Source organism: Streptomyces sp. NPDC057099 (assembly GCF_042671245.1).
In the GTDB taxonomy this organism is placed as follows: domain Bacteria; phylum Actinomycetota; class Actinomycetes; order Streptomycetales; family Streptomycetaceae; genus Streptomyces; species Streptomyces purpurascens.
The window spans coordinates 49,684-70,921 of the sequence record NZ_JBHUTX010000036.1 but is presented as its reverse complement, the minus strand read 5'-3'; the positions used below and the strand labels follow the sequence as shown (position 1 = coordinate 70,921).

Below are 21,238 nucleotides of genomic sequence, written 5' to 3'. Positions count from 1 at the left end.
GCCGCCGCCAGCCGATGTGCGGGGGCCTGCGGTGGCCGTCGTACGCGGGCTGCGGGTTACGCGGCGCCGGGCTCGGGTCCGCTCGGCCGCATGGTCGGGTTCGCGCCTTCTCTCGCCCCGGCGCGTGCACTGCCCGGCCGGGGAGTTAGCCTCGGGTTCCCGTAAGAGCAGGAGGCGAGAACATGGTGAAGGTTCCCAGCGCGGTGGTCGCCGCGAGCGGGCTGGTCGGCGGGTACGGCGTGGCCCGTTGGACCAGGCAGCGGCCGCTCGGCGGGGCCGTGCTCGCGGTCGCCGGGGCGGCGGCCGCGCGGCAGTGGCGGGAGCAGGCCGGCGGGGTGGCCGCGGGGGCGTTGTCGGCCGCGTATGTCGCCGCGTTCGCCGGGTCTCATCCGCTGGCCAAGAAGGTGGGCGCCTGGCCCGCCGTGTTCGGCGTGGCGGGGGCTGTGGCCGTGGCGTCGTGGGTCGTGGCCGACCGGCGCGGCTGACCCGCCCGCAGCAGGTACAGCAAAGAACCCGGCCCTGAATCCCAGGGCCGGGTTCTTGTTCTTGAGCGCCGGGCAGGCCTTGCACCTGCATTTCCCCGCAGGAAGCGGGGCGTCTTTCCTTGGACCACCAACGCACGATCCTTCAGCCGGAGTTCCGGCGACCGGATGCAGATCAACTGTACCGCAGTTTTTGTTATCGCCGTCACCGCCCGCCGTCTCCTCACCGTCCCCCACAGGCACGCGACTTACGACGCCGAGGTACGACGACGTGACACGACAGATCAGCCGCCGGAGCATGTTGAAAGCAGCGGGTGCGGCGGGCGCCGGTATCGGTATCGGTACGGTCGCCCTCGCGGCCCCGGCCTCCGCCGCCGACGCCCCCTTCGCCCACCCGGGGTTGCTGCACACCCGTACCGACCTGAACCGTATGGCGGCCAAGGTGAAGGCGGGCGCCGAGCCCTACGCGGCCGGGTTCGCCAAGCTCGCCGCCAACCGGCACGCGCAGAGCGGCCGGCGGGCCAATCCGCAGGCGACGGTGTACCGGGGGGCGGGGTCGCCCCAGAACTACGCGGCCCTCTACAACGACATCCACGCCGCCTACCAGAACGCCCTGCGGTATCACGTCAGTGGCGAGGACGCGCATGCCGAGACCGCCGTGGCGATCCTGAACGCCTGGTCGGGGAAGCTGACGTCCATCCAGGGCTCGGCCGATCGGTTCCTGGCCGCGGGGTTGTACGGGTATCAGTTCGCCAACGCCGCGGAACTCGTGCGCGACCGTGACGACTTCGAGCTCGGGCGGGCGCAGGAGCTGCTGTCGGACGTCTTCCTGCCGCTCAGCGACAGCTTCCTGAGCCATCACAACGACGCCGTCGTCACCAACTACTGGCCCAACTGGGATCTGACGGCCCTCGCCTGTGTGCTCGCCACCGGGATCTTCTGCGATGACCGGGCGGCGGTCGGGCGGGCCGTGGAGCACTTCAAGCACGGGGACGGGATGGGGTCGGTCCGGCATGCCATTCCCGTCGTGCACGAGGACGGGCTCGCGGAGTGGGTCGAGGCCGGGCGCGATCAGGGGCATGCGCTGCTCGGGGTCGGGTTGATGGGCACGGTGTGCGAGATGGCGTGGAACCAGGGGATCGATCTGTACGGGTATGACGACAGCCGGTTCCTCAAGGGTGCGGAGTACGTGGCCAAGTGGAGCCTCGGGGGTGAGGTGCCGTATACGGCCAACACGCGGAGGAAGGGGGCGATCGGGGGGTGGTCGGGGAGTGAGACGGCTTCCGCTGCGGCGGCGGTGGATCCGGGGATGACTCGGCCGATCTGGGCGATGATCGCCAATCACTACACCAAGCGGCGGGGGGTGTCGGCGTCGTATGTGACGCGGGCTGCGGTGAAGGCTGCGCCTGAGGGTGGGGGTGGGGATTACGGGCCCAACAGTGGAGGGTTCGACCAGCTTGGGTTCGGGACGTTGGCGTTTACTCGGGGGCGGGTTTCGGACGGTGACGGGGACGGGGGTGCGCGGGTGCAGGGGGCGGTGAGGGCGTCGGCTTCGCCGGCGGGCGCAAGTGGTCTGGCCTCGACCGGGATTGAGGGTGGAGTCGGGTGGGTCGCGGCGGCCGGTGTTGCGGCTGTCGGGGGTGGGGTGCTGATGCTTCGGCGGCGAGGTGGGGGCGAGTAGGTGCCGGGGGCTGCGGGCTGGCGCTGAGGTAGGGGTGAGGGCTTTCCACCGGCGCCGCTGCGAGCTCTCCCAGGTGGATCAGTCCCTCGCCCCGTCTTCGGTTCCATGGGAACGCAGGGTGTTATTTCGCCACGGCCACGGTGGCGATGACACCGGCGATGGTCGCCGTCGCCGCGACGGCACTCCATATCACCGAGCTTCGGTGCCACCAGGGTGGTGGGGGTGTCGGCACGGGTTCGTTGACGGTGGCGTTGGCTGTGCTGCCGCCGGTGGCGATGTTGATCGTGGTTCCCGTGACATAGATCGCAGCCGACCCGATGTGTGCAGGATGGGGATTCCGCTGGCCGGGCGGCATAGACGCTCTCACCTCGGCGACGAACAGCGTCAAGCGTGTTCTGATGTGATCCAGGATTCCGCGAAGAGCGGTCAGCCGCACTCTCCAGTGCAGGGACAGGACGGCGGAGCCGTTGCCGAGCTCATTCGTCACTTCCGCCATGTACTCCGCTGAACCTGGCGGGCTGAGCTCCAGGTTCCATCCCATGGCGACCAGAGCTTCGATTTCCCTGACCCCGTATCGGATCGGTGCGTGCTCCCCGATGCCGCGATCACGCACCGACTGAGGAAGCTGATGCGGGCTGATCTGCCGCGTGTCTTCCGTTCTTGACCGGCCAGGGGTGCTGGGCTCCACCGTCATCTCGAGCTCTGCCGCGACCTCCCGAAACCTGGGCAGTTCCTCGCCGGCCTCGTACCCTTCCAGTTGTTTCAGCGCCCAGGCGCGAAGTTCTTCCTGGTGGGCATAGCCGGCTATGAGCAGAAACCGTCGAAGCGCGGTGGCCAAGGAAGCGTCCTCGTCCAGAACGGCGCGCTCAAGCTGTTCCAGGCCCTCAATGTCAGGTGTTCTCACAGCAGTCGAGTGTGCCCTGCCCACCGTCGGCAGATGAGGGTTTCGCAGCACATCACTGGACTACACGTGACATATACCGCTTAGCCTGGCTTCTCCGCCGCCGCCGCCGTCAGCGGCTTGGCGATGTCCTCCAAGGACCTACGCTCCGCCTTCACCGCGAGGATCGCCGCCGCCACCCCCGCCAAGCACATCAACGCCGCCCCGATCTGGAAGGCCAGGGCCGTGTCGCCGGCCTTGCCCGTGCTCGTGAGGTCCGCGAAGAGGAGGGGGCCGCTGATGCCGCCGGCGGCTGTGCCGATGGCGTAGAAGAAGGCGATGGACATGGCGCGGGTCTCCATCGGGAAGACCTCGGACACCGTCAGATAGGCGCTGGAGGCTCCCGCTGAGGCGAAGAAGAGGACCGCGCACCAGCACGCCGTCATGGTGGTCGCGTTCAGCGAGCCCTGGTCGAAGAGCCAGGCCGTGCCGAAGAGGAGCAGGCCGGAGAGCAGGTAGGTGCCGGAGATCATGATCCGGCGGCCGACCGTGTCGAAGAGCTTGCCGAGGAGCAGCGGGCCGAAGAAGTTGCCGAGTGCGATGACGGCGAAGTAGTAGCCGGTGTTGCCGCTCGGGACGTCGAAGAAGGTCGTGAGGATCGCGCCGAAGCCGAAGGTGATGGCGTTGTAGAGGAAGGCCTGGCCGATGAAGAGGGAGAAGCCGAGGATCGCGCGGCGGCGGTAGTCGGAGAAGACCGTGCGGCCGATCTCCAGGAAGGAGACGCTGCGGCGTTGGTGGATGGTGATCTCGCCGTCCGGGCGCGGAAGCGGCTCGTCCCGTTCCTCCTCGATCTTGCGTTCGATGGCGGAGACGATGCGTTCGGCCTCGTCGTCGCGGCCGTGGATCAGCAGCCAGCGGGGGCTCTCCGGGACGTGCCGCCGGACCAGCAGGATCACCAGGGCGAGGACCGCGCCGAGCGCGAAGGTCAGGCGCCAGCCGACGTTCGCCGCGAAGATGTCGGTGTCCAGCGCGACGATCGACAGCAGGGAGCCGCCGACCGCGCCCAGCCAGAAGCTGCCGTTGATCATCAGGTCGGTGCGGCCCCGGTACTCCTTGGGGATCAGTTCGTCGATCGCGGAGTTGATGGCCGCGTACTCGCCGCCGATGCCGAAGCCGGTGAGGAAGCGGAAGAGGAAGAACCACCAGGTGTCGAAGGAGATGGCGGTCAGCGCCGTCGCCCCCAGATACACCGCCAGGGTGATCATGAAGAGTTTTTTGCGCCCCCACTTGTCGGTCAGGCGGCCCCAGAACAGGGCGCCTATGCAGGCTCCCGCCACATACAGGGCGGCTGCCATGCCGGTGACCTGGCCGGAGGTGATGGGCAGGCCGCTGTCGGGCTCCGACAGGCGGCTGGCGATGTTGCCCACGACGGTGACTTCGAGGCCGTCGAGGATCCACACGGTGCCGAGGCCGAGGACGATCGTCCAGTGCCAGCGCGACCACGGGAGGCGGTCGAGACGGGCGGGGATGTCGGTGGTGACGGTTCGGCCGGTCCCGGCCTGCGCGGTGGTGGTCATGGGCTCCCTCCCCATCGAGCGGAACCGAGGGCGAGTGCCCTGACCGGCTTCTCTTACGCCAGAAGCGTCATGCCCCCAGCGCGTGCGCCACCGTGTAGATCAGCAGGCCGGCCAGCGAGCCCACCACCGTGCCGTTGATCCGGATGAACTGGAGGTCGCGGCCGATGTTCGCCTCGATCTTCCGCGTGGTGTGCTCGGCGTCCCAGCTCGCCACCGTGTCCGTGATCAGGGAGGTGATCTCCTTGCGGTAGGTGGTGACGACGTACACGGCCGCGTCCTCCACCCACTTGTCGACCTTGTCCTGCACCTTGCGCTCGGCCGCCATCCGGGAGCCGAGCGACAGCAGCGAGGCCCGTACGCGCAGCCGCAGCTCGCTGCGCTCGTCCTTCGCCGCGGCGACGATCATGGACCGTACGGCCGTCCAGGCGCTGGCGATGAGGTCCTGGACCTCGCCGCGGCCCAGCACCTCGCCCTTGAGCCGCTCGACGCGGGCGCGGGTCTCGGTGTCGGACTGGAGGTCGGAGGCGAAGTCGGTGAGGAAGCGGTCGAGGGCGCCGCGCGCGGGGTGGGCGGGCATGTCGCGCATCTCCGTGGCGAAGCGCAGCAGTTCCTTGTAGACGCGCTCGCCGACCTTCTTGTCGACGAACTTCGGCGTCCAGCCGGGGGCGCCGCCCTCCACGGCGTCCATCACCTCGTCGCGGTGCAGGACCAGCCAGTCGTGGGCGCGGGTGACGACGAGGTCGACGACGCGTTTGTGGCCGCCGTCGGCGACGACCTTCTCCAGCATCTTGCCGATGCCGGGGCCGATCTCCTGGGCGTTGGCGCGGCGCGTGATGGCCTCGCCGACGACGGCCTGGATGTCGGAGTCGCGCAGGACCGTCAGGGCGCCCCTGAGCGCGGTGGAGAGCTCCGCGGTGACCCGGTCGGCGTGTTCGGGGACGGCGAGCCAGGCGCCGAGGCGGCTGCCGATGCCGACGGCGCGCAGCCGCTGCCGTACGACGGCCTCGGAGAGGAAGTTCTCGCCGACGAACTCGCCGAGGGAGACGCCGAGCTGGTCCTTCTTGGTGGGGATGATCGCGGTGTGTGGGATGGGGATGCCGAGGGGGTGGCGGAAGAGGGCGGTGACGGCGAACCAGTCGGCGAGCGCGCCGACCATGCCGGCCTCGGAGGCGGCGGCGACATAGCCCGCCCAGGGGCCGGCGCCGGAGTTCTGGGCCCACTTGGCGAGGATGTAGACCACGGCCACGAACAGCAGGAGCCCGGTGGCGGTGAGTTTCATACGGCGTACGCCGCGCTGTTTCTCCTCGTCCGCCGGGCTGAAGCTCGTCATCGCACGGTTCACCGCGACGCCGGGACGGGCATGCTGCCCTCGGACGTCGACCTTTTCTTCCGCTTTGGTTCGTTCCATCCGCTCCACCCGCTTGGTGATCCCGCACACATTGTCCCTTCCTGACCGACTACTGGAACGGAACAGGAGTTCCCGGCGTCTGTCGGAAGGGGGTAATGCCAGGGGTCCTGTCAGCTTCCCCCTGCCCATGACGCATCATGGGCACATCAGATCGGAGCCTTGGGCTCCCATCGCCTGAGGAGAACTGCACAGCATGACCCGGGGTCGTGGTTACGCCCTGCTCGCGGCGATCGTCGCAGCAGTTGTGGCCCTTTCCGCCGCCATATATGTCGGAGTGGCGACCGACGACGGCTCTCAGACCCGGAACACCCGGGCCGACGGCCGTCTGCCGAACAATTCCGCCGCCCCCGCCTCCACCGGCACCTGGGTCGGCACCTGGTCCACCTCACCGGCCGGCGCCGAGCCGGGCACCGAGACGACCGGCATGGCGGACCGTTCGGTACGCAACGTCGTCCACACCAGCGTCGGAGGTACGAGTGCCCGCGTGACGCTGTCCAATCTCTACGGTCAGGCGCCGCTGAGCATCACGCAGGCCTCGATCGCGGTCGCCGCGGGCAGCGGTACGCCCGCCGCGCTCACGGACACCCTGCGCCAGCTGACCTTCAACGGCGGCCCCACGGTGGTCATCCCGCCCGGCCGTCAGGTGATGAGCGACGTCGTGCGCGTCGTCATCCCGTCCGACGCCGACGTCCTGATCACCACGTACACGCCGACCAGCTCCGGCCCGGTGACGTACCACCCGCACGCCCGGCAGACCTCCTACGTCGCCCAGGGCAACCAGGCCCAGGACACGACGGGCACGCCGTACACCGAGCGGAGCACGTACTGGCGCTATCTGACGGCGCTGGACGTGCTGAGCAACGAGTCCGACGGCACGGTCGTCGTCCTCGGCGACTCCCTGACCGACGGCATCACGTCCACCTCGGGCGCCAACAACCGGTGGACCGACGTGCTGTCCGAGCGGCTGCGCGCGGAGATCGCCGCCGGGCGGGACCTGCCCCGCTACAGCGTCGTCAACCAGGGCATCAGCGGCAACCGGGTCCTCACGGACGGGCTGGGCCGCCCGGCCGACAACCCCAGCGGGCTCAACCGCTTCGGACGGGACGTGCTGGAGCGGACGAACGCCAAGGTCGTCGTCATCGACCTCGGCGTCAACGACATCCTGCGCAACCCGCGGCTCGCCGACCCGAACGCGATACTCGGCGGCCTGCGCACCATGGTGGGCCAGGCCCACGCCCGCGGCCTGAAGGTCGTCGGCGCGACCCTGATGCCGTTCTACGGGCACCGCGGCTACACGGACCCGCGGGAGTCGGTGCGTCAGCAGATCAACGCCGAGATCCGGGCGGGCCGGGTCTTCGACGCGGTCGCCGACTTCGACAAGGCGCTGCGTGACCCCTACGACCCGCGCCGGCTGCGCGCCGACTACGACTCGGGCGACCATCTGCACCCCAGCGACAAGGGGTACGCCCGGATGGCCGAGGAGTTCGACCTGGAGACCCTGAAGGGGTCCGCACCGGCCGAGCTGTAGGAGTACGACGCCGAGTACTGGCCGACGACGCTCAGTACTCGCCGTTGCTCCGCCGCTCCAGCTTCTCCCGCCGCCGCTCCTCCTTGAGCCGCTGCTTCTCCGCCCGGGTCACCTTCCGCTGCACCCCGACGCCGCCCCAGAAGGCGAACCCGGTCACGATCACGCGCGGCGCCCCGGGCTCGCCCGGCACACCCTCCTCGCGGTGGTCGAACCCGCCCATGATCCCGATGCCGCGCACCACGACCTCGACGCCGGGCGGCACGATGACATCCACTCCGCCCATGATCGCGATCGCGTTGATCTCGACTTCGCGCTCCGCGAAGTTCGCCTCGCGCAGGTCGATCTCCCCGCCGCCCCAGAAGGCCAGACAGGTGAACCGCCGGGGCATCGTCCAGTGCCCCTTGCGCTGGAAGCCGGACATCACGGCGACGGCCCAGGTCGAGGAGCCCTCGCCGCCGACGACCCGCCCGGGCCAGCCGGACCCCGTGGCGGGCTCCTTGCTCAGCGACACGGCGGGCACCGCGACGCCCGCGCCCGGCAGGTCCCGGGTGATCGGCACCAGTTCCCCGTAGGTCCGCGCCTGGTACGTCGCGTCCAGCCGCTCCTCGAACTCCGCCATGTCGAGACGTCCCTCGGCGACGGCGTCCCGCAGGATGCCGGCGACCCGTTCACGGTCGGCGTCGGAGGCGCGGAGGTCCGGGACTGCGTCGTCGGTCATGTACAGCAGCCTACGAGTTGCCGGTCTTGGGCACTATGCGGTCGCGCGCTCTTCGTACATTTTTGCGATCACTGCCTCGATGTCCGGCTCCCGCACCGACAGGTCGACCAGCGGGTACTCCGCCGCGATCCGCGCCACGAGCGGCGCCGCCGACTCCGAGGCCGGGAACGCCAGCCACTGCCGCGGCCCGTCCACCCGGACGACCCGGGCGGGTGCCGGGGCGTCGATCGGGGGCAGTTCCCGCTCGAAGTCCACCACCAGCGTCCGCTCGCTCTCCCCCGCCTCGTGCAGCCCGGCGAGCGGACCGTCGTACATCATGCGCCCGTGGTCGATGACCATCACCCGCTTGCACAACTGCTCGATGTCCTGAAGGTCGTGCGTGGTCAGCAGGACCGTCGTGCCGCGCTCGGCGTTCATCTCCCGCAGGAACTCCCGCACCTTGGACTTGGAGACGACGTCAAGACCGATGGTCGGCTCGTCGAGGTACAGCACCTCCGGGTCGTGCAGCAGTGCCGCAGCGATGTCGCCGCGCATCCGCTGGCCCAGGGAGAGTTGCCGTACCGGCACGTCCAGCAGGTCGTCCAGGTCGAGGAGTTCGACCAGGCGGTCGAGGTTCTCGCGGTAACGGGCGTCCGGGATCCGGTACATGCGGTGCATCAGCCGGTACGAGTCGACCAGGGGCAGGTCCCACCACAGCGTCGTGCGCTGCCCGAACACCACACCGATACGGTGCGCGAGCCGGGTGCGTTCGCGGGAGGGGTCGATGCCCGCGACCCGCAGCCGGCCGGCGCTCGGGGTGAGGATGCCGGTCAGCATCTTGATCGTGGTCGACTTGCCGGCGCCGTTCGGGCCGATGTAGCCGACCATCTCGCCGCGTTGCACGCGGAAGGAGATCGAGTCGACGGCCCGTACCTGCCGCACTTCCCGCTTCATGAAGCCGGTCTTCTTGCGTACGTCGAAGACCTTCTCGACGCCGTCGAGTTCGATGAAGGCGCTGTCCGAACCGTCGTTTTCCACCTCGGTCACTTCAACTCCCTGTACTCCGGTAGGAACGAAGCCCCGTCCGCCACGCCGCCCCCGCCAGCGCGCAGCAGGCCACCGCCACCAGGGGCGAGGCGAAGGCCGCCCAGGGCGGCAGGCCGATGGGGTACGGCCGCCCCAGCACATAGGCGGCCGGGACCCAGTTGACGAAGGCGAGCGGCACCATGAAGGTCGCGCCGCGCACCAGGTCCTTCCCGAACACGCTCGGCGGATACTGCAGCAGCGTGGTCCCGCCGTACGTGAAGGCGTTCTGCACCTCGGCGGCGTCCTGCGCGTAGATCTGGAAGGCCGCGCCCGCCACGAACACCGCCGAGAAGATCGCCGCGCCGCTGATCACCATCACCGGCACCAGCAGCACCTTCGGCGCACTCCAGTCGACGTCCACCGAGACCAGCGCCCAGCCCAGCACCACGACGCCCTGGGCGATCCGGCCCAGCCTGCGCAGCGCGAAGCGGTCGGCTCCGACCTGGGCGAGCACCGGCACGGGCCGCACCAGCAGCGTGTCGAACGAGCCGTCGCGCATCCGGGCGCCCAGGACGTCCATCGAGCCGAGCAGCAGGTCGGCGATCCCGAACGCCGCCACCGACAGCCCGTACAGGAAGGCCACCTCGGGCAGTGACCAGCCGCCCAGCGAGTCGACCTGCGAGAACATCAGCAGGATCCCGACGAAGTCCAGGCCGGTCACCGTGAGGTTGCCGAACACCGTGACGACGAAGGAGGTGCGGTAGGTCATGCTGGACCGGATCCACATCCCGGCGATCAGCCAGTAGGCCCGCAGCCCCTCGGCCAGGGCACCGCGCTCACCCACCCTGGACCACCACCCGCCGGGTCGCGGCCGACTGCAGCAGGCGTCCCGCCGCCAGCAGCGCCACCGCCCACGCCGCCTGGAAGGCGAACGCCCGCAGCGGGTCGGTCTCCCCCATCAGCACATCCGCCGGCATCTGGATCTGCGCCGCCCACGGCAGCACCCGCACGACCTCGCCGAGCGCTCCGGGGAAGGCGTTCAGCGGCAGCACCATGCCCGAGAAGAAGATCCCCGTGACCATCAGGACCTGGTTGACGCCCATGCCGTCCATCAGCCAGAACACGCTCAGGGCCGCCAGATAGCGGAGCGCGAAGCTGACCACCGTCGCCAGCAGGAGCGTGACCACGAAGGCCGCCCAGGGGGTGACCGACGTCGGCAGCGCCATGGGGAAGAAGACCGCGCCGAACACGAACGGGACCACGCCCCGCCCCAGCATCTGGAACAGCGCCCGCCCCACGTCGCCCGCCAGCCACCACAGCTGCAGATCCACCGGCCGGTACAGATCGACGGCGATCTCACCGGTGCGGATGCGCTCCATCAGGTCCTTCTCGGCACCGCCGCCCTGGATGGCCAGCGTCGCGTAGAGACACTGGCCCAGCCACACGTACGTCACGGCCTGGGCCTGGTCGTACCCTCCGAGATGGGGCTTCTCGTCCCACAGCGCCAGATACGTGTACACGAGGATGACGCCGAAGACCGTATTGGTGAACACCCCGGCCACCGTGGCCGCCCGATACGTCGCGTACCGCCTGAAGCCTCCCGCCGCGACGGCCGCGTACAACCGTCCCGAGCCCGCCACCACAGCCCTCCTCGCCGCCGGACACCGAAGCGCAGGAGCCTAGTGGGCCGGGGATCGCGCGTGCCATGGGTTTTCGCGGGCCTTCTCCCCCCCTCACGCGGGGTCCGGTCAGGCGTCGGTCTGCGCCCAGCCGCTGCACTTGTCCCAGATGATCCCGGCGGTGGCGTTGTCCGGGTTGCCCTTCCAGTCGCCGATGCACGCCTTGATGGTGATCGGCGTGCCCTCCTTGATGTCGAGGTTGAGCGTGCGGGTCGTGTCCACGCCGTCACGGTTCCAGTAGTAATACGTGTTGCCCTCGCCGCCGATCGAGATGATCCCGATCGTCGAGTGACCGTCCTTGGCCAGGTCGGTGATGGTGAAGACCTCGCCGTACGTCTGGATGTGGGCCTTGCCGCCCGACTCCTCGTGGGGCGTGACGTTCCAGTCGACGCCGGCCCAGACGGTACGATCCGTTCCGTCCGCGTGGGCAGAGGTGCCCGTGGCCAGGGCGAGCAGCGTGGCGGCGGTGCCGGCCAGGGCGGAGCGTGCGAGCAGTCGCATCTTCGGTCGTGTCCCCCTTCAGGCGAATCTCGCGCAGGCAAGATCGCGATTCGAACAGGCGTGCAGGATAGCTCAGTTGCCCCTGCGTCCGTCTGTGCGTTCGCCCGCACGCCGCCCGCCTCACCACACGGCTCGCGACACGGCCCTCGATCAGGGAACTGATCGCCGGATGGGACAGTCTTCATCACAGGGGCGCAAGAGCGAGCAGAGACGTACGGGAACGACGTACGACGCGAAACAGGAGTCCGTGCACGACATGAGTGACGAGCCTCAGCCGCAGCAGCCGAAACCGGGGCAGGCACCGAGAGAGCCGCAGCCGGACGGCGCCCCGGGCACGCCACGGGACCGCGCTGACGACGCCCCGCGCACGGCACGCCCCCGGACGGACGACGAGCCCGGCCCGTCCCGGGCCACGGGGGACGGCGAACCAGGGCCTGCACGGGCCGAGAGGGACGGCACCCAGGGCACGCCTCGGGCGCAGGGGGACAACGCCCAGGGCACGCCTCGGGCACAGGGGGACAACGCCCAAGGCACGCCATCGGGTCGGACGGACTCCGGCCAGAGCGCGGCACGGGGCCGGACCGACTCCGACCAGGGCGCGCCATCGGGTCGGACGGACTCCGACCAGGGCGCGGCACGGGGCCGGACCGACTCCGACCAGGGCGCGCCATCGGGTCGGACGGACTCCGACCAGGGCGCGGCACAGGACCGGACCGACTCCGACCAGGGCGCGCCATCGGGTCGGACGGACTCCGACCAGGGCGCGGCACAGGACCGGACCGACTCCGGCCAGCGCACGGCACGGGGCCCGGAATCCGCCCCGGGCGCGGCACAGGGCCGGACGGGCGTCCCGGGCGCGGCACCGGCCCGGGCGGACTCCGACCAGGGCGCGGCACAGGACCGGACCGACTCCGGCCAGCGCACGGCACGGGGCCCGGAATCCGCCCCGGGCGCGGCACAGGGCCGGACGGGCGTCCCGGGCGCGGCACCGGCCCGGGCGGACTCCGGCCAGGGCGCGGCACGGGCCAAGGCCGACGACGACCCGGGCACGGTGGAGATCCGGGCCGTCGGCGCGTCGGGCACGGCACGAGGCCGGACGGGCGGCGCCCCGGGCGCGGCACAGGGCCCGGACTCCGCCCCGGGCACGGCACAGGGCCGGACGGAAGCTGACCGGGGCACGGCATCGGCCCGGAGGGACTCCGCCCAGGGCACCCCACCGGCCCGGGCGGACTCCGCTCAGGGCACGCCCCGAGACAAGGCGGACGACCTCCGGGGCACGGCGCGGCCCCAGGGCGACAACGACCCGGGCACGGTACAGATGCGGGCCGTCGGCGCCGCGGGCGCGGCAGGAGGCCGGAAGGACGCCGCCGCCGGCACGCCGTCTGCCAGGACGGACGGCGACCCGAGCAGGCCACGACCTCAGGCGGACAACGACCCGGGCACGGTACAGATCCGGGCCGTCGGCGCCGCGGGCACGGCGCGAGGCCGGACGGGCGGCGCCGTGGGCGCGGCACAGGGCGGGACAGGCGGCGTGCCGGGCTCGGCACAGGGTCGGCCCGGCGGCGCCCCCGGCGCGGCTCAGGCCCGGATGGACAGCCAGGCCGGTGACGGGCCGGGTACGGCTCAGCTGCCGGCGGCCGGCGCCCCGGGCAGCGGGCCGCAGGCCAAGGCCGGTGGGAAGCGGAAGCGGACCGGCTGGCGGCGGGTGATCCCGACCTGGCGTATGACGCTCGGCGGCTTCATCATCGTCGTCATGCTGCTGATCGGCGGCTTCTTCCTGGGCTACTCGCTGGTCCAGATCCCGCCTGCCAACGCGCTCGCCACCAAGCAGGCCAACGTCTACCTCTACGCCGACGGCTCCGTGATCGCCCGCGACGGCGAGATCAACCGGGAGAACGTCACCCTCGCGCAGATCTCCAAGGACGCCCAGCACGCGATCCTGGCCGCCGAGGACCGCGACTTCTACACCGAGTCCGCCGTCGACCCCAAGGCCATGATCCGCGCCGCCTGGAACACCGCCCTCGGCAAGGGCAAGCAGTCCGGCTCCACGATCACCCAGCAGTACGTGAAGAACTACTACCTGCGCCAGGAACAGACCGTCACGCGCAAGGCCAAGGAGTTCTTCATCTCCATCAAGCTGGACCGCGAGCAGAGCAAGGACCACATCCTCGAGGGCTACCTCAACACCAGCTACTTCGGCCGCAACGCCTACGGCATCCAGGCCGCCGCCCAGGCCTACTACGGCATGGACGCCACCGACCTCGACCCGGCCCGCGCCGCCTACCTCGCCGCGCTCGTCAACGCGCCCAGCCAGTACGACGTCGTCGCCCACCCCGAGAACCGCAAGGCCGCCGAGTCCCGCTGGAACTACGTGCTGGACGGCATGGTCAAGAAGGGCTGGCTCAGCGAGTCGAAGCGGGCCGGCATGAAGTTCCCCATGCCGAAGGAGTCCACCCTCTCCACCGGCATGTCCGGGCAGCGCGGCTACATCGTCCGGATCGTCAAGGACTACCTCACCCAGAACAACATCATCGACGAGGACAAGCTCGACGCCGGCGGCTACCGCATCACCACCACCCTGCAGAAGGGCCGGCAGGACGCCTTCGTGAAGGCCGTCAACGACAAGCTCATGTCCAAGCTGGACAAGAAGAGCAACAAGGTCGACACGTACGTCCGCGCGGGCGGCGCCGCCGTCGACCCCAAGACCGGCAAGGTCGTCGCGATGTACAACGGCGTCGACTACGTCAAGCAGTACACCCCCAACGCCACCCGCAGGGACTTCCAGGTCGGCTCCACCTTCAAGCCCTTCGTGTTCACCTCGGCCGTCGAGAACGCCTCGCGGACCCAGGACGGCCGCGTGATCACCCCGAACACGATCTACGACGGCACCAACAAGCGACCGGTCCAGGGCTGGACCGGCGACCCGTACGCCCCCGAGAACGAGGACCAGCACTCCTACGGCCCCATCACCGTCACCGAGGCCACCGACAGCTCCGTGAACTCGGTGTACGCGCAGATGGCCGCCGACGTCGGCCCCCAGAACGTCAAGCGGACCGCGATCGACCTGGGCGTCCCCGAGAGCACCCCGGACCTCGCCGACGGCCCCGCCATCGCACTCGGCACGGCCACCGCCAGCGTCCTCGAGATGGCGGAGTCGTACGCCACGCTCGCCAACCACGGCAAGCACGGCACGTACACGATGGTCGACAAGGTCATGAAGGAGGGCACGCCCATCGAGCTGCCCGAGCGGCGCACCAAGCAGGCCGTGAGCCGCGAGGCCGCCGACACCACCACCTCGATGCTGCAGAGCGTCGTCCAGAACGGCACCGCCTCCGCCGCACAGGCCGCCGGCCGCCCCGTCGCCGGCAAGACCGGCACCGCCGAGGAGGACACCGCGGCCTGGTTCGCCGGCTACACCCCCGAGCTCGCCACCGTCGTCTCCGTCATGGGCCAGGACCCGGTCACCGCCGCGCACAAGTCGCTGTACGGCGCGATGGGCCTGCCCCGCATCAACGGCGGCGGGGCGCCCGCGGAGATCTGGACGCAGTTCACCCAGGACGCCCTCAAGGGCAAGCCGGTCACCGACTTCGACCTCAGGCTCCAGCCCGGCTCCGACGTCACCGAGGCCCCCAGCCCCGAGACCCCCGTCGACCCGACCACGGGCGGCACCGCCGACGAAGGCGGCACGACCACCGGCGGGGACACCGGCACCCAGGAGCCCAGCCAGACCCCGAGCGCGCCCGAGACCCAGACCGACGGCGGCACCACCGACGGCAGCACCGGGGGCGAGTCCCCGACCGGCGGCGGCACCGCGGACGGCGGAACCGGCGACGGCGGCACGACGGCGGGCACCGGCGGCACGGCCGACGGCGGCACCACGGAAGGCGGCGGCACCGCCGACGGCGGAGCGGGCGGCGCTCCCACCGGCCCCGGCTGGGGCTTCGCCCCGCAGGGCGCGCGCCGCGAATAGGTCAGGTCAGTGACCTGAGGTCGCCTTCAGCCCCACCACGGCGACCAGCAGCAGGCACACGAAGAAGATCCGGGCGGCGGTGGCAGGCTCCCCCAGCACGGCCATACCGACCACCGCCGCCCCGGCCGCGCCGATCCCCACCCACACGCCGTAGGCGGTACCGATGGGCAGGGTCTTGGCGGCTTGGGACAGCAACAGCATGCTGACGACGATTCCGGCGCCGGTGAGAACGCTGGGGAGCGGGCGGGTGAAGCCGTCGGTGTACTTCATACCGATCGACCACCCGACTTCGAGCAGACCGGCGACGACGAGCAGAACCCAGGCCATGACGGGCACCTCCGAGAGACAGGCTGACGGTGTAGGTGCGTCGTCTTTGCCTTGGTCCCGGTACGGCGCGTCTCGTCGGGGTCCCTCCAACGTAGCAAACCCACGACAAAGGGGCCGGTGACAACGGTCACCGACCCCTTCTGCTTCTGGAACTACAGGTAGAGGCCCGTCGAGTCCTCCGAGCCCTCGAACCGGTCCGCGGCCACGGCGTGCAGATCACGCTCGCGCATGAGCACGTACGCGATGCCCCGCACCTCGACCTCGGCACGGTCCTCCGGGTCGAACAGAACCCGGTCGCCCGGCTCCACGGTCCGCACGTTCTGCCCGACCGCGACGACCTCGGCCCAGGCCAGCCGCCGGCCGACCGCCGCCGTGGCGGGGATCAGGATGCCGCCGCCGGAGCGCCGCTCGCCCTCGCTGGTGTCCTGCCGCACGAGTACGCGGTCGTGCAGCATCCGGATGGGCAGCTTGTCCGGATGGGTGCTGTGCTCGTTCCTGTTGGCGCTCACGCCCTGAAACCTACCTGTCTTCGCCGCGAACGTACGCAGTCGGGTCAGCCCTTGCGCCGCCGCGTGCCGAGGGCGAGCAGGCCGACCACACCGACCACCACGAGGGCGACCGGCACGACCCGCTCCAGGCGCGGCGCCCCGTCCTCGCCCACGAACCGGGCCCGCACATCGGTGACGGCCCGGTTGACCCCCACGTACGCCCGTCCGAGGGTGTGATCGATATTGGACGCGACCCTGGCCTTGGCGTCCCCGACGATCGTCTTCGGGTGCACCCGCACCCCGATCTCGTCGAGGGTCTCGGCCAGGGTCTCGCGGCGGCGCCTGATGTCCGCCTCGATCTGCGCCGGGGTCCTGGTGTCCGCCGTGTCCGCCACCGTGTCGCCTCCGAAGTCGGTATAAAGCCTGTGCCGGACAGTCTGTCAGCTCCACGGCTCATAGCACCGTCAGCACCCCCGGTTAGGCTGGTCCGATGAGCGAGCGACTCCAGCCGGGGGACGTGGCCCCCGCCTTCACCCTGCCCGACGCCGACGGCACCGAGGTGTCCCTGGCGGACCACAAGGGCCGCAAGGTCATCGTGTACTTCTACCCGGCTGCCCTCACCCCCGGCTGCACCAAGCAGGCCTGCGACTTCACGGACAACCTGGAGCTGCTGACGGGCGCGGGCTACGACGTCATCGGCATCTCCCCCGACCAGCCCGAGAAGCTGGCCAAGTTCCGCGACAAGGAGTCCCTGAAGGTCACCCTCCTCGCCGACCCGGACAAGAAGGTCCTGGACTCGTACGCCGCCTTCGGCGAGAAGAAGAACTACGGCAAGACCTACATGGGCGTCATCCGCTCCACGATCGTCGTGGACGAGGAGGGCAAGGTCGAACGCGCCCTCTACAACGTCCGCGCGACGGGCCACGTAGCCAAGATCATCAAGGATCTGGGGATCTGAGTCCCTGCATTCCGTCGCGGAACGGCTCGTACCGGGGTTGCCCGGTACGAGCCGTTCCGCATTTCGGGCGCGATTCCGGGCGTGACTGTCCGATAAGCGCTTCGTTACTCCGTGCGAGATCACGAACGGGTGGTCGAGGGCGGAGGGGTGCTGTGGGGGCCAGTGTGTACAGCAGGGAGCGACTGGAGGCGGCGGCTCGAGGGGCGCGGACTCTGTCGGAGGCGTTGGGGAGGTTGGGGGTGGATCCGGGGAGTTCTTCGCGGAACTACATCAGGCAGCGGATGAAAAGGCTGGGAGTGGACACCTCGCACTTCGAGCGGGAGGGATCCAAGTGGACAAGAGAGCTCCTGCAAGCAGCCGTGGCGGCCTCGGCCAATGTGCACGACGTGCTGCGACATCTCGGGCTCGAGCTGGTCGGGGGACACCACACGCACATCAGCCGACGCATCAAGGCATTCGGCATCGACACATCGCACTTCGTACCTGTTGTCCGCACGGAGAATATGAGGCACAACCAGCGCCGTCGAACCGCTGGAGAAATCCTTGTCGAGGACACTTCGCCACACGCCAGGCGCATCCCCGGCACCCGGCTCAAGAGGGCGATGGTCGAGCTGGGAGCGGAGGAGCGTTGCGAGCTCTGCGGAATGGAGCCCCTTTGGCTCGGAGAGCCCCTCCCTCTCGAGATCGACCATATCGACGGGAACTGGCGGAACAACCGCATCGACAACCTGCGCATGCTCTGCCCCAACTGCCACTCCACGACTGACAGCTATCGAGGCAGGGGCAAAAGGCGGGGCAGGGGTCGTGCCTCATGACCGGCGGCCTGCGGTACGACCGCGATCGGCTCGCTGAAGCAGCCACACGGTGTTCGGACATCGACGAGGTCATCGCCTTCCTCGGCACCCGGCCGGACAGCCACCTCCGCGGGCACCTCATCAAACGTTTCGCCCATTTCGGCATCGACATCTCCCACTTCCGCCCCTGCGGAAGACCCGCCAGGCCCACGCCGGACGATCTGCGCGAGGCTGTTGCCGACTCGCTTTCCCTGGCGGAAGTCCTCCGCCGTCTGGGACGCCCGAACCACGGCTGGGAACGCGACAAGCTGCGGGCATGGATCGCCGAGGACGGCGTTTCGACCGCGCATTTCCTAGGACAAGCACACCAGCGCGGGAAGGCTGGCCCGACACCGGCCAAGCGGCCTGAGGAAATCCTGGTCCAGCACGACGGCAAGCGCCGGACGAAAACCACCCTGCTACGCCGTGCACTCCTGGAGATTGGCGTGCCCGAGCGGTGCGCAAGGTGTGGCACCGGCCCTCAGTGGCTCGGCAAACCCATGACGCTGGAGATCGACCACATCAATGGGGACTGGAGCGACGACCGGCGGGAGAACCTGCGGTTGCTGTGCCCCAACTGCCACGCGTCCACAGACACCTGGTGCCGAGGAGGGCGACGTAGGCGAGTGGCCATCGACCGGTAGCATGGCGGCCACACGCGGCCGTGGCGAAAGGGTATACGCGAGGGCCTTAGGAGCCCTTGGGCGAAAGCCCGTGTGGGTTCGAATCCCACCGGCCGCACATGCGCTGAGGGGACACCCACGCGGGTGGGTGTCCCCTCAGCGTTCCTCAGCCGAGCAGCTCCCGCACCACCGGCACCAACCCCCGGAACGCCTTCCCCCTATGGCTGATCGCGTTCTTCTCCTGGGGAGTCAGTTCCGCGCAGGTGCGGGATTCGTCGTTCGGCTGGAGGATCGGGTCGTAGCCGAAGCCGCCCGAGCCTGACGGGGCGTGGCGGAGGGTGCCGGGGAGTTGGCCCTCGACGACGCGTTCCGTGCCGTCGGGGAGGGCCAGGGCCGCCGCGCAGGCGAAGTGGGCGGCGCGGTGGGTGTCGGCGATGTCGGAGAGTTGGGCGAGGAGCAGGTCCAGGTTGGCCTGGTCGTCGCCGTGGCGGCCGGACCAGCGGGCGGAGAAGATGCCGGGGGCGCCGTTCAGGACGTCGACGCAGAGGCCCGAGTCGTCGGCGACCGCGGGGAGGCCCGTCGCCTGCGCCAGGGCGTGGGCCTTGAGCAGTGCGTTCTCCGCGAAGGTGACGCCCGTTTCCTTGACGTCGGGGATGTCCGGGTAGGCGTCGGCACCGACGAGCTCATGGGGCAGTCCGGCTTCGGCCAGGATCGCCCGGAGTTCGGTGATCTTTCCGGCGTTGCGTGTGGCGAGGATCAGGCGGGTCATGGCCCCCAGTATCGCCGTAGAGCAACCTGACAGGGGCGCGGGGAACTGCGCGATCAGCCCCCACGCACCCGGCCCAGCCGGCTCAGTGTTACGGCGTGCAGACCTTCGTCAGTTCGCCCGCCGCGTCCGTGACCGGGCTGATGTCGGGCGTCTCGTCGCCGTTCTTCACCGACGTACGGACGTTGTCCACGGCCTTGTTCAGATCGTCCACGGCCTTGTTGACGTCCGTGTTGTCGGTCTTGTCGCCGATCTCGCCGAGGTTCTTGTCGATCGAGTCGAGGGACTTGTCGAGCTGCGTCGGGTCGTTGGCCGCGTTGTCCACGGCCTGCTGGAGTTCCGTGACGCTGTCGGCGATGGCGTCGGCGGTCTGGACGCAGTCCAGCGCCTTGTCGACGGCGGCGCAGCCGGTGGTGAGTCCGGCGGTCAGCGCGACGGCCGCCAGGGTGGCGGCGACGGCTGCGGTGCGGCGTCGGCGGCTCGCGGCCATGGAACGGTCCCTCTCGTCGGTCGGGCCGGTCGGCCCGTGCGGCTGGCCGAGCGCACAGGGATGAGCCCGTGCGCCCGTACCTCTTCAGACGCGAGCATGCTCGGCGCGGTTGCCCGCGCCGAGCATCTGTCTTGGTGCGCCCTTTACTTTTCGAGGACGGTATCAAGCGCGGTGCGCTGGTGGGCCGCGAGTTCCGTGCAGCCGGCGACGGCGAGGTCGAGGAGGGCGTTGAGTTCGTCGCGGGCGAAGGGTTCGGCCTCGGCGGTGCCCTGGACCTCGACGAAGCGGCCGTCGCCGGTGCAGACGACATTCATGTCGGTGTCGGCCTTGACGTCCTCCTCGTAGCAGAGGTCGAGGAGCGGGACGCCGCCGACGATACCGACGGAGACGGCGGAGACCGTGCCGGTCAGGGGCTGGCGGCCGGCCTTGATGAGCTTCTTGCGCTGGGCCCAGGCGACGGCGTCGGCCAGTGCCACGTAGGCGCCGGTGATGGCCGCCGTCCGCGTGCCGCCGTCGGCCTGGAGGACGTCGCAGTCGAGGACGATCGTGTTCTCGCCGAGTGCCTTGTAGTCGATGACGGCGCGCAGCGAGCGGCCGATGAGGCGGGAGATCTCGTGGGTGCGGCCGCCGATGCGGCCCTTGACGGACTCGCGGTCGCCGCGGGTGTTGGTGGAGCGGGGCAGCATGGAGTATTCGGCGGTGACCCAGCCTTCGCCGCTGCCCTTGCGCCAGCGCGGGACGCCTTCGGTGACGGAGGCGGTGCAGAAGACCTTGGTGTCGCCGAAGGAGACGAGGACGGAGCCTTCGGCGTGCTTGCTCCAGCCACGTTCGATGGTGATCGGGCGGAGCTGCTGGGGGGTGCGGCCGTCGATTCGAGACATGCCGCTGAGCCTAGCCGTACGAGCGGAAGGGGCCCCTCCCGCGGTGGTGAGGGGCCCGTTTCAGGGTGTGAAGCCGGGGACGACGCCGGCTCTTCACATGAGGTCTTCGATCTCCGCCGCGATGGGGTCGGCGTCGGTGCCGATGACGACCTGGATGGCGCTGCCCATCTTGACGACGCCGTGGGCTCCGGCGGCCTTCAGGGCGGCTTCGTCGACCTTGGCGGGGTCCACGACCTCGGTCCGCAGGCGGGTGATGCAGCCCTCGACCTCTTCGATGTTGTCGATGCCGCCGAGCCCGGCAACGATCTTCTCAGCCTTGCTGGCCATCTCTGTTCTCCCTGATCCGAACCGCTTTGTCGCAGTAACCCACAGTTGGCCCATCTTCGCGAGCGGCTATGGCGCGCGACCGTGCCGACGACTGGTCTACACCACAATTCCACCTC

Annotated in this window: 22 protein-coding genes, 1 tRNA gene and 1 riboswitch; of the genes, 8 read left to right on the top strand and 15 right to left on the bottom strand. The window is 70.0% G+C overall.

Annotation, left to right across the window (positions count from 1 at the left end):
- Positions 1 to 182 precede the first annotated feature (182 nt).
- Together ACFT4A_RS31415 and ACFT4A_RS31410 are read left to right on the top strand one after the other, a co-directional pair.
- Positions 183 to 485, top strand: a complete 303-nt coding sequence (locus ACFT4A_RS31415) for a hypothetical protein (protein ID WP_382836714.1) — start codon at positions 183 to 185, stop codon at positions 483 to 485.
- A 295-nt stretch (positions 486 to 780) separates the two neighbouring features.
- Positions 781 to 2,163 (top strand): alginate lyase family protein, encoded by a 1,383-nt coding sequence (locus ACFT4A_RS31410; RefSeq protein ID WP_382836765.1) that lies wholly within the window; start codon positions 781 to 783, stop codon positions 2,161 to 2,163.
- Positions 2,164 to 2,284: 121 nt separating this feature from the next.
- Here ACFT4A_RS31410 and ACFT4A_RS31405 read toward each other — a convergent pair whose 3' ends face one another.
- From ACFT4A_RS31405 to ACFT4A_RS31395, 3 genes are all read right to left on the bottom strand, one after another.
- A complete protein-coding gene (locus tag ACFT4A_RS31405; RefSeq protein ID WP_382836712.1) occupies positions 2,285 to 3,067 on the bottom strand; it encodes a hypothetical protein in 783 nt (260 codons plus the stop codon).
- Positions 3,068 to 3,147: 80 nt separating this feature from the next.
- Positions 3,148 to 4,620, bottom strand: a complete 1,473-nt coding sequence (locus tag ACFT4A_RS31400; RefSeq protein ID WP_382836710.1) for an MFS transporter — start codon at positions 4,618 to 4,620, stop codon at positions 3,148 to 3,150.
- A 67-nt stretch (positions 4,621 to 4,687) separates the two neighbouring features.
- A complete protein-coding gene (locus ACFT4A_RS31395) occupies positions 4,688 to 6,028 on the bottom strand; it encodes a DUF445 domain-containing protein (RefSeq protein WP_382836708.1) in 1,341 nt (446 codons plus the stop codon).
- 193 nt (positions 6,029 to 6,221) lie between these two features.
- Here ACFT4A_RS31395 and ACFT4A_RS31390 point away from each other — a divergent pair, with 193 nt between their 5' ends.
- On the top strand, positions 6,222 to 7,556 hold the full coding sequence (locus ACFT4A_RS31390) for an SGNH/GDSL hydrolase family protein (RefSeq protein WP_382836706.1): 1,335 nt from the start codon (positions 6,222 to 6,224) through the stop codon (positions 7,554 to 7,556).
- Between the two features lie 31 nt (positions 7,557 to 7,587).
- Here the strand turns inward: ACFT4A_RS31390 and ACFT4A_RS31385 are convergent, their stop codons facing one another.
- The 5 genes from ACFT4A_RS31385 to ACFT4A_RS31365 all read right to left on the bottom strand — a co-directional run bounded on the left by ACFT4A_RS31385 (position 7,588) and on the right by ACFT4A_RS31365 (position 11,459).
- Complete coding sequence (locus tag ACFT4A_RS31385; RefSeq protein WP_382836703.1) at positions 7,588 to 8,274, bottom strand: DUF1707 domain-containing protein; 687 nt, start codon at positions 8,272 to 8,274, stop codon at positions 7,588 to 7,590.
- Between the two features lie 33 nt (positions 8,275 to 8,307).
- A complete protein-coding gene (locus ACFT4A_RS31380; protein ID WP_382836762.1) occupies positions 8,308 to 9,291 on the bottom strand; it encodes an ATP-binding cassette domain-containing protein in 984 nt (327 codons plus the stop codon).
- Positions 9,292 to 9,301: 10 nt separating this feature from the next.
- On the bottom strand, positions 9,302 to 10,123 hold the full coding sequence (locus ACFT4A_RS31375; RefSeq protein ID WP_382836701.1) for an ABC transporter permease: 822 nt from the start codon (positions 10,121 to 10,123) through the stop codon (positions 9,302 to 9,304).
- The gene (locus ACFT4A_RS31370; protein WP_382836760.1) at positions 10,116 to 10,901 is read right to left on the bottom strand and encodes an ABC transporter permease; all 786 of its coding nucleotides are present in this window, start codon (positions 10,899 to 10,901) and stop codon (positions 10,116 to 10,118) included. The genes ACFT4A_RS31375 and ACFT4A_RS31370 overlap by 8 nt, the downstream gene beginning before the upstream one ends.
- Positions 10,902 to 11,027: 126 nt before the next feature.
- On the bottom strand, positions 11,028 to 11,459 hold the full coding sequence (locus ACFT4A_RS31365; protein WP_382836698.1) for a hypothetical protein: 432 nt from the start codon (positions 11,457 to 11,459) through the stop codon (positions 11,028 to 11,030).
- A 256-nt stretch (positions 11,460 to 11,715) separates the two neighbouring features.
- Here ACFT4A_RS31365 and ACFT4A_RS31360 point away from each other — a divergent pair, with 256 nt between their 5' ends.
- The gene (locus tag ACFT4A_RS31360) at positions 11,716 to 15,429 is read left to right on the top strand and encodes a transglycosylase domain-containing protein (protein WP_382836695.1); all 3,714 of its coding nucleotides are present in this window, start codon (positions 11,716 to 11,718) and stop codon (positions 15,427 to 15,429) included.
- A gap of 6 nt (positions 15,430 to 15,435) precedes the next feature.
- Here the strand turns inward: ACFT4A_RS31360 and ACFT4A_RS31355 are convergent, their stop codons facing one another.
- The 3 genes from ACFT4A_RS31355 to ACFT4A_RS31345 all read right to left on the bottom strand — a co-directional run bounded on the left by ACFT4A_RS31355 (position 15,436) and on the right by ACFT4A_RS31345 (position 16,639).
- Complete coding sequence (locus ACFT4A_RS31355) at positions 15,436 to 15,756, bottom strand: multidrug efflux SMR transporter (protein WP_184593181.1); 321 nt, start codon at positions 15,754 to 15,756, stop codon at positions 15,436 to 15,438.
- 34 nt (positions 15,757 to 15,790) lie between these two features.
- A riboswitch (guanidine-III (ykkC-III) riboswitch) is annotated at positions 15,791 to 15,857 on the bottom strand.
- Positions 15,858 to 15,908: 51 nt separating this feature from the next.
- Positions 15,909 to 16,265: a co-chaperone GroES gene (locus ACFT4A_RS31350; protein ID WP_094052261.1), complete on the bottom strand. Its 357-nt coding sequence runs from the start codon at positions 16,263 to 16,265 to the stop codon at positions 15,909 to 15,911.
- A 44-nt stretch (positions 16,266 to 16,309) separates the two neighbouring features.
- Entirely contained in the window at positions 16,310 to 16,639 is a 330-nt protein-coding gene (locus ACFT4A_RS31345) for a DUF3618 domain-containing protein (RefSeq protein ID WP_189723931.1), read from the bottom strand.
- A gap of 95 nt (positions 16,640 to 16,734) precedes the next feature.
- Here ACFT4A_RS31345 and bcp point away from each other — a divergent pair, with 95 nt between their 5' ends.
- The 4 genes from bcp (at position 16,735) to ACFT4A_RS31325 (ending at position 18,776) form a co-directional block, all read left to right on the top strand.
- Complete coding sequence (gene bcp / locus ACFT4A_RS31340; RefSeq protein WP_382836692.1) at positions 16,735 to 17,202, top strand: thioredoxin-dependent thiol peroxidase; 468 nt, start codon at positions 16,735 to 16,737, stop codon at positions 17,200 to 17,202.
- Positions 17,203 to 17,354: 152 nt separating this feature from the next.
- Positions 17,355 to 18,017: an HNH endonuclease signature motif containing protein gene (locus ACFT4A_RS31335; RefSeq protein ID WP_382836690.1), complete on the top strand. Its 663-nt coding sequence runs from the start codon at positions 17,355 to 17,357 to the stop codon at positions 18,015 to 18,017.
- The gene (locus ACFT4A_RS31330; RefSeq protein ID WP_382836687.1) at positions 18,014 to 18,679 is read left to right on the top strand and encodes an HNH endonuclease; all 666 of its coding nucleotides are present in this window, start codon (positions 18,014 to 18,016) and stop codon (positions 18,677 to 18,679) included. The genes ACFT4A_RS31335 and ACFT4A_RS31330 overlap by 4 nt, the downstream gene beginning before the upstream one ends.
- Positions 18,680 to 18,693: 14 nt before the next feature.
- Positions 18,694 to 18,776, top strand: a tRNA-Leu gene (locus ACFT4A_RS31325).
- 48 nt (positions 18,777 to 18,824) lie between these two features.
- Here the strand turns inward: ACFT4A_RS31325 and rdgB are convergent.
- The 4 genes from rdgB to ACFT4A_RS31305 all read right to left on the bottom strand — a co-directional run bounded on the left by rdgB (position 18,825) and on the right by ACFT4A_RS31305 (position 21,122).
- Positions 18,825 to 19,427: an RdgB/HAM1 family non-canonical purine NTP pyrophosphatase gene (gene rdgB, locus ACFT4A_RS31320; RefSeq protein ID WP_382836684.1), complete on the bottom strand. Its 603-nt coding sequence runs from the start codon at positions 19,425 to 19,427 to the stop codon at positions 18,825 to 18,827.
- Between the two features lie 88 nt (positions 19,428 to 19,515).
- Entirely contained in the window at positions 19,516 to 19,914 is a 399-nt protein-coding gene (locus ACFT4A_RS31315) for a hypothetical protein (RefSeq protein WP_184593195.1), read from the bottom strand.
- 143 nt (positions 19,915 to 20,057) lie between these two features.
- Complete coding sequence (gene rph / locus ACFT4A_RS31310; protein ID WP_020272543.1) at positions 20,058 to 20,795, bottom strand: ribonuclease PH; 738 nt, start codon at positions 20,793 to 20,795, stop codon at positions 20,058 to 20,060.
- Between the two features lie 93 nt (positions 20,796 to 20,888).
- Positions 20,889 to 21,122: a glucose PTS transporter subunit EIIB gene (locus tag ACFT4A_RS31305; RefSeq protein WP_382836681.1), complete on the bottom strand. Its 234-nt coding sequence runs from the start codon at positions 21,120 to 21,122 to the stop codon at positions 20,889 to 20,891.
- Positions 21,123 to 21,238 lie beyond the last annotated feature (116 nt).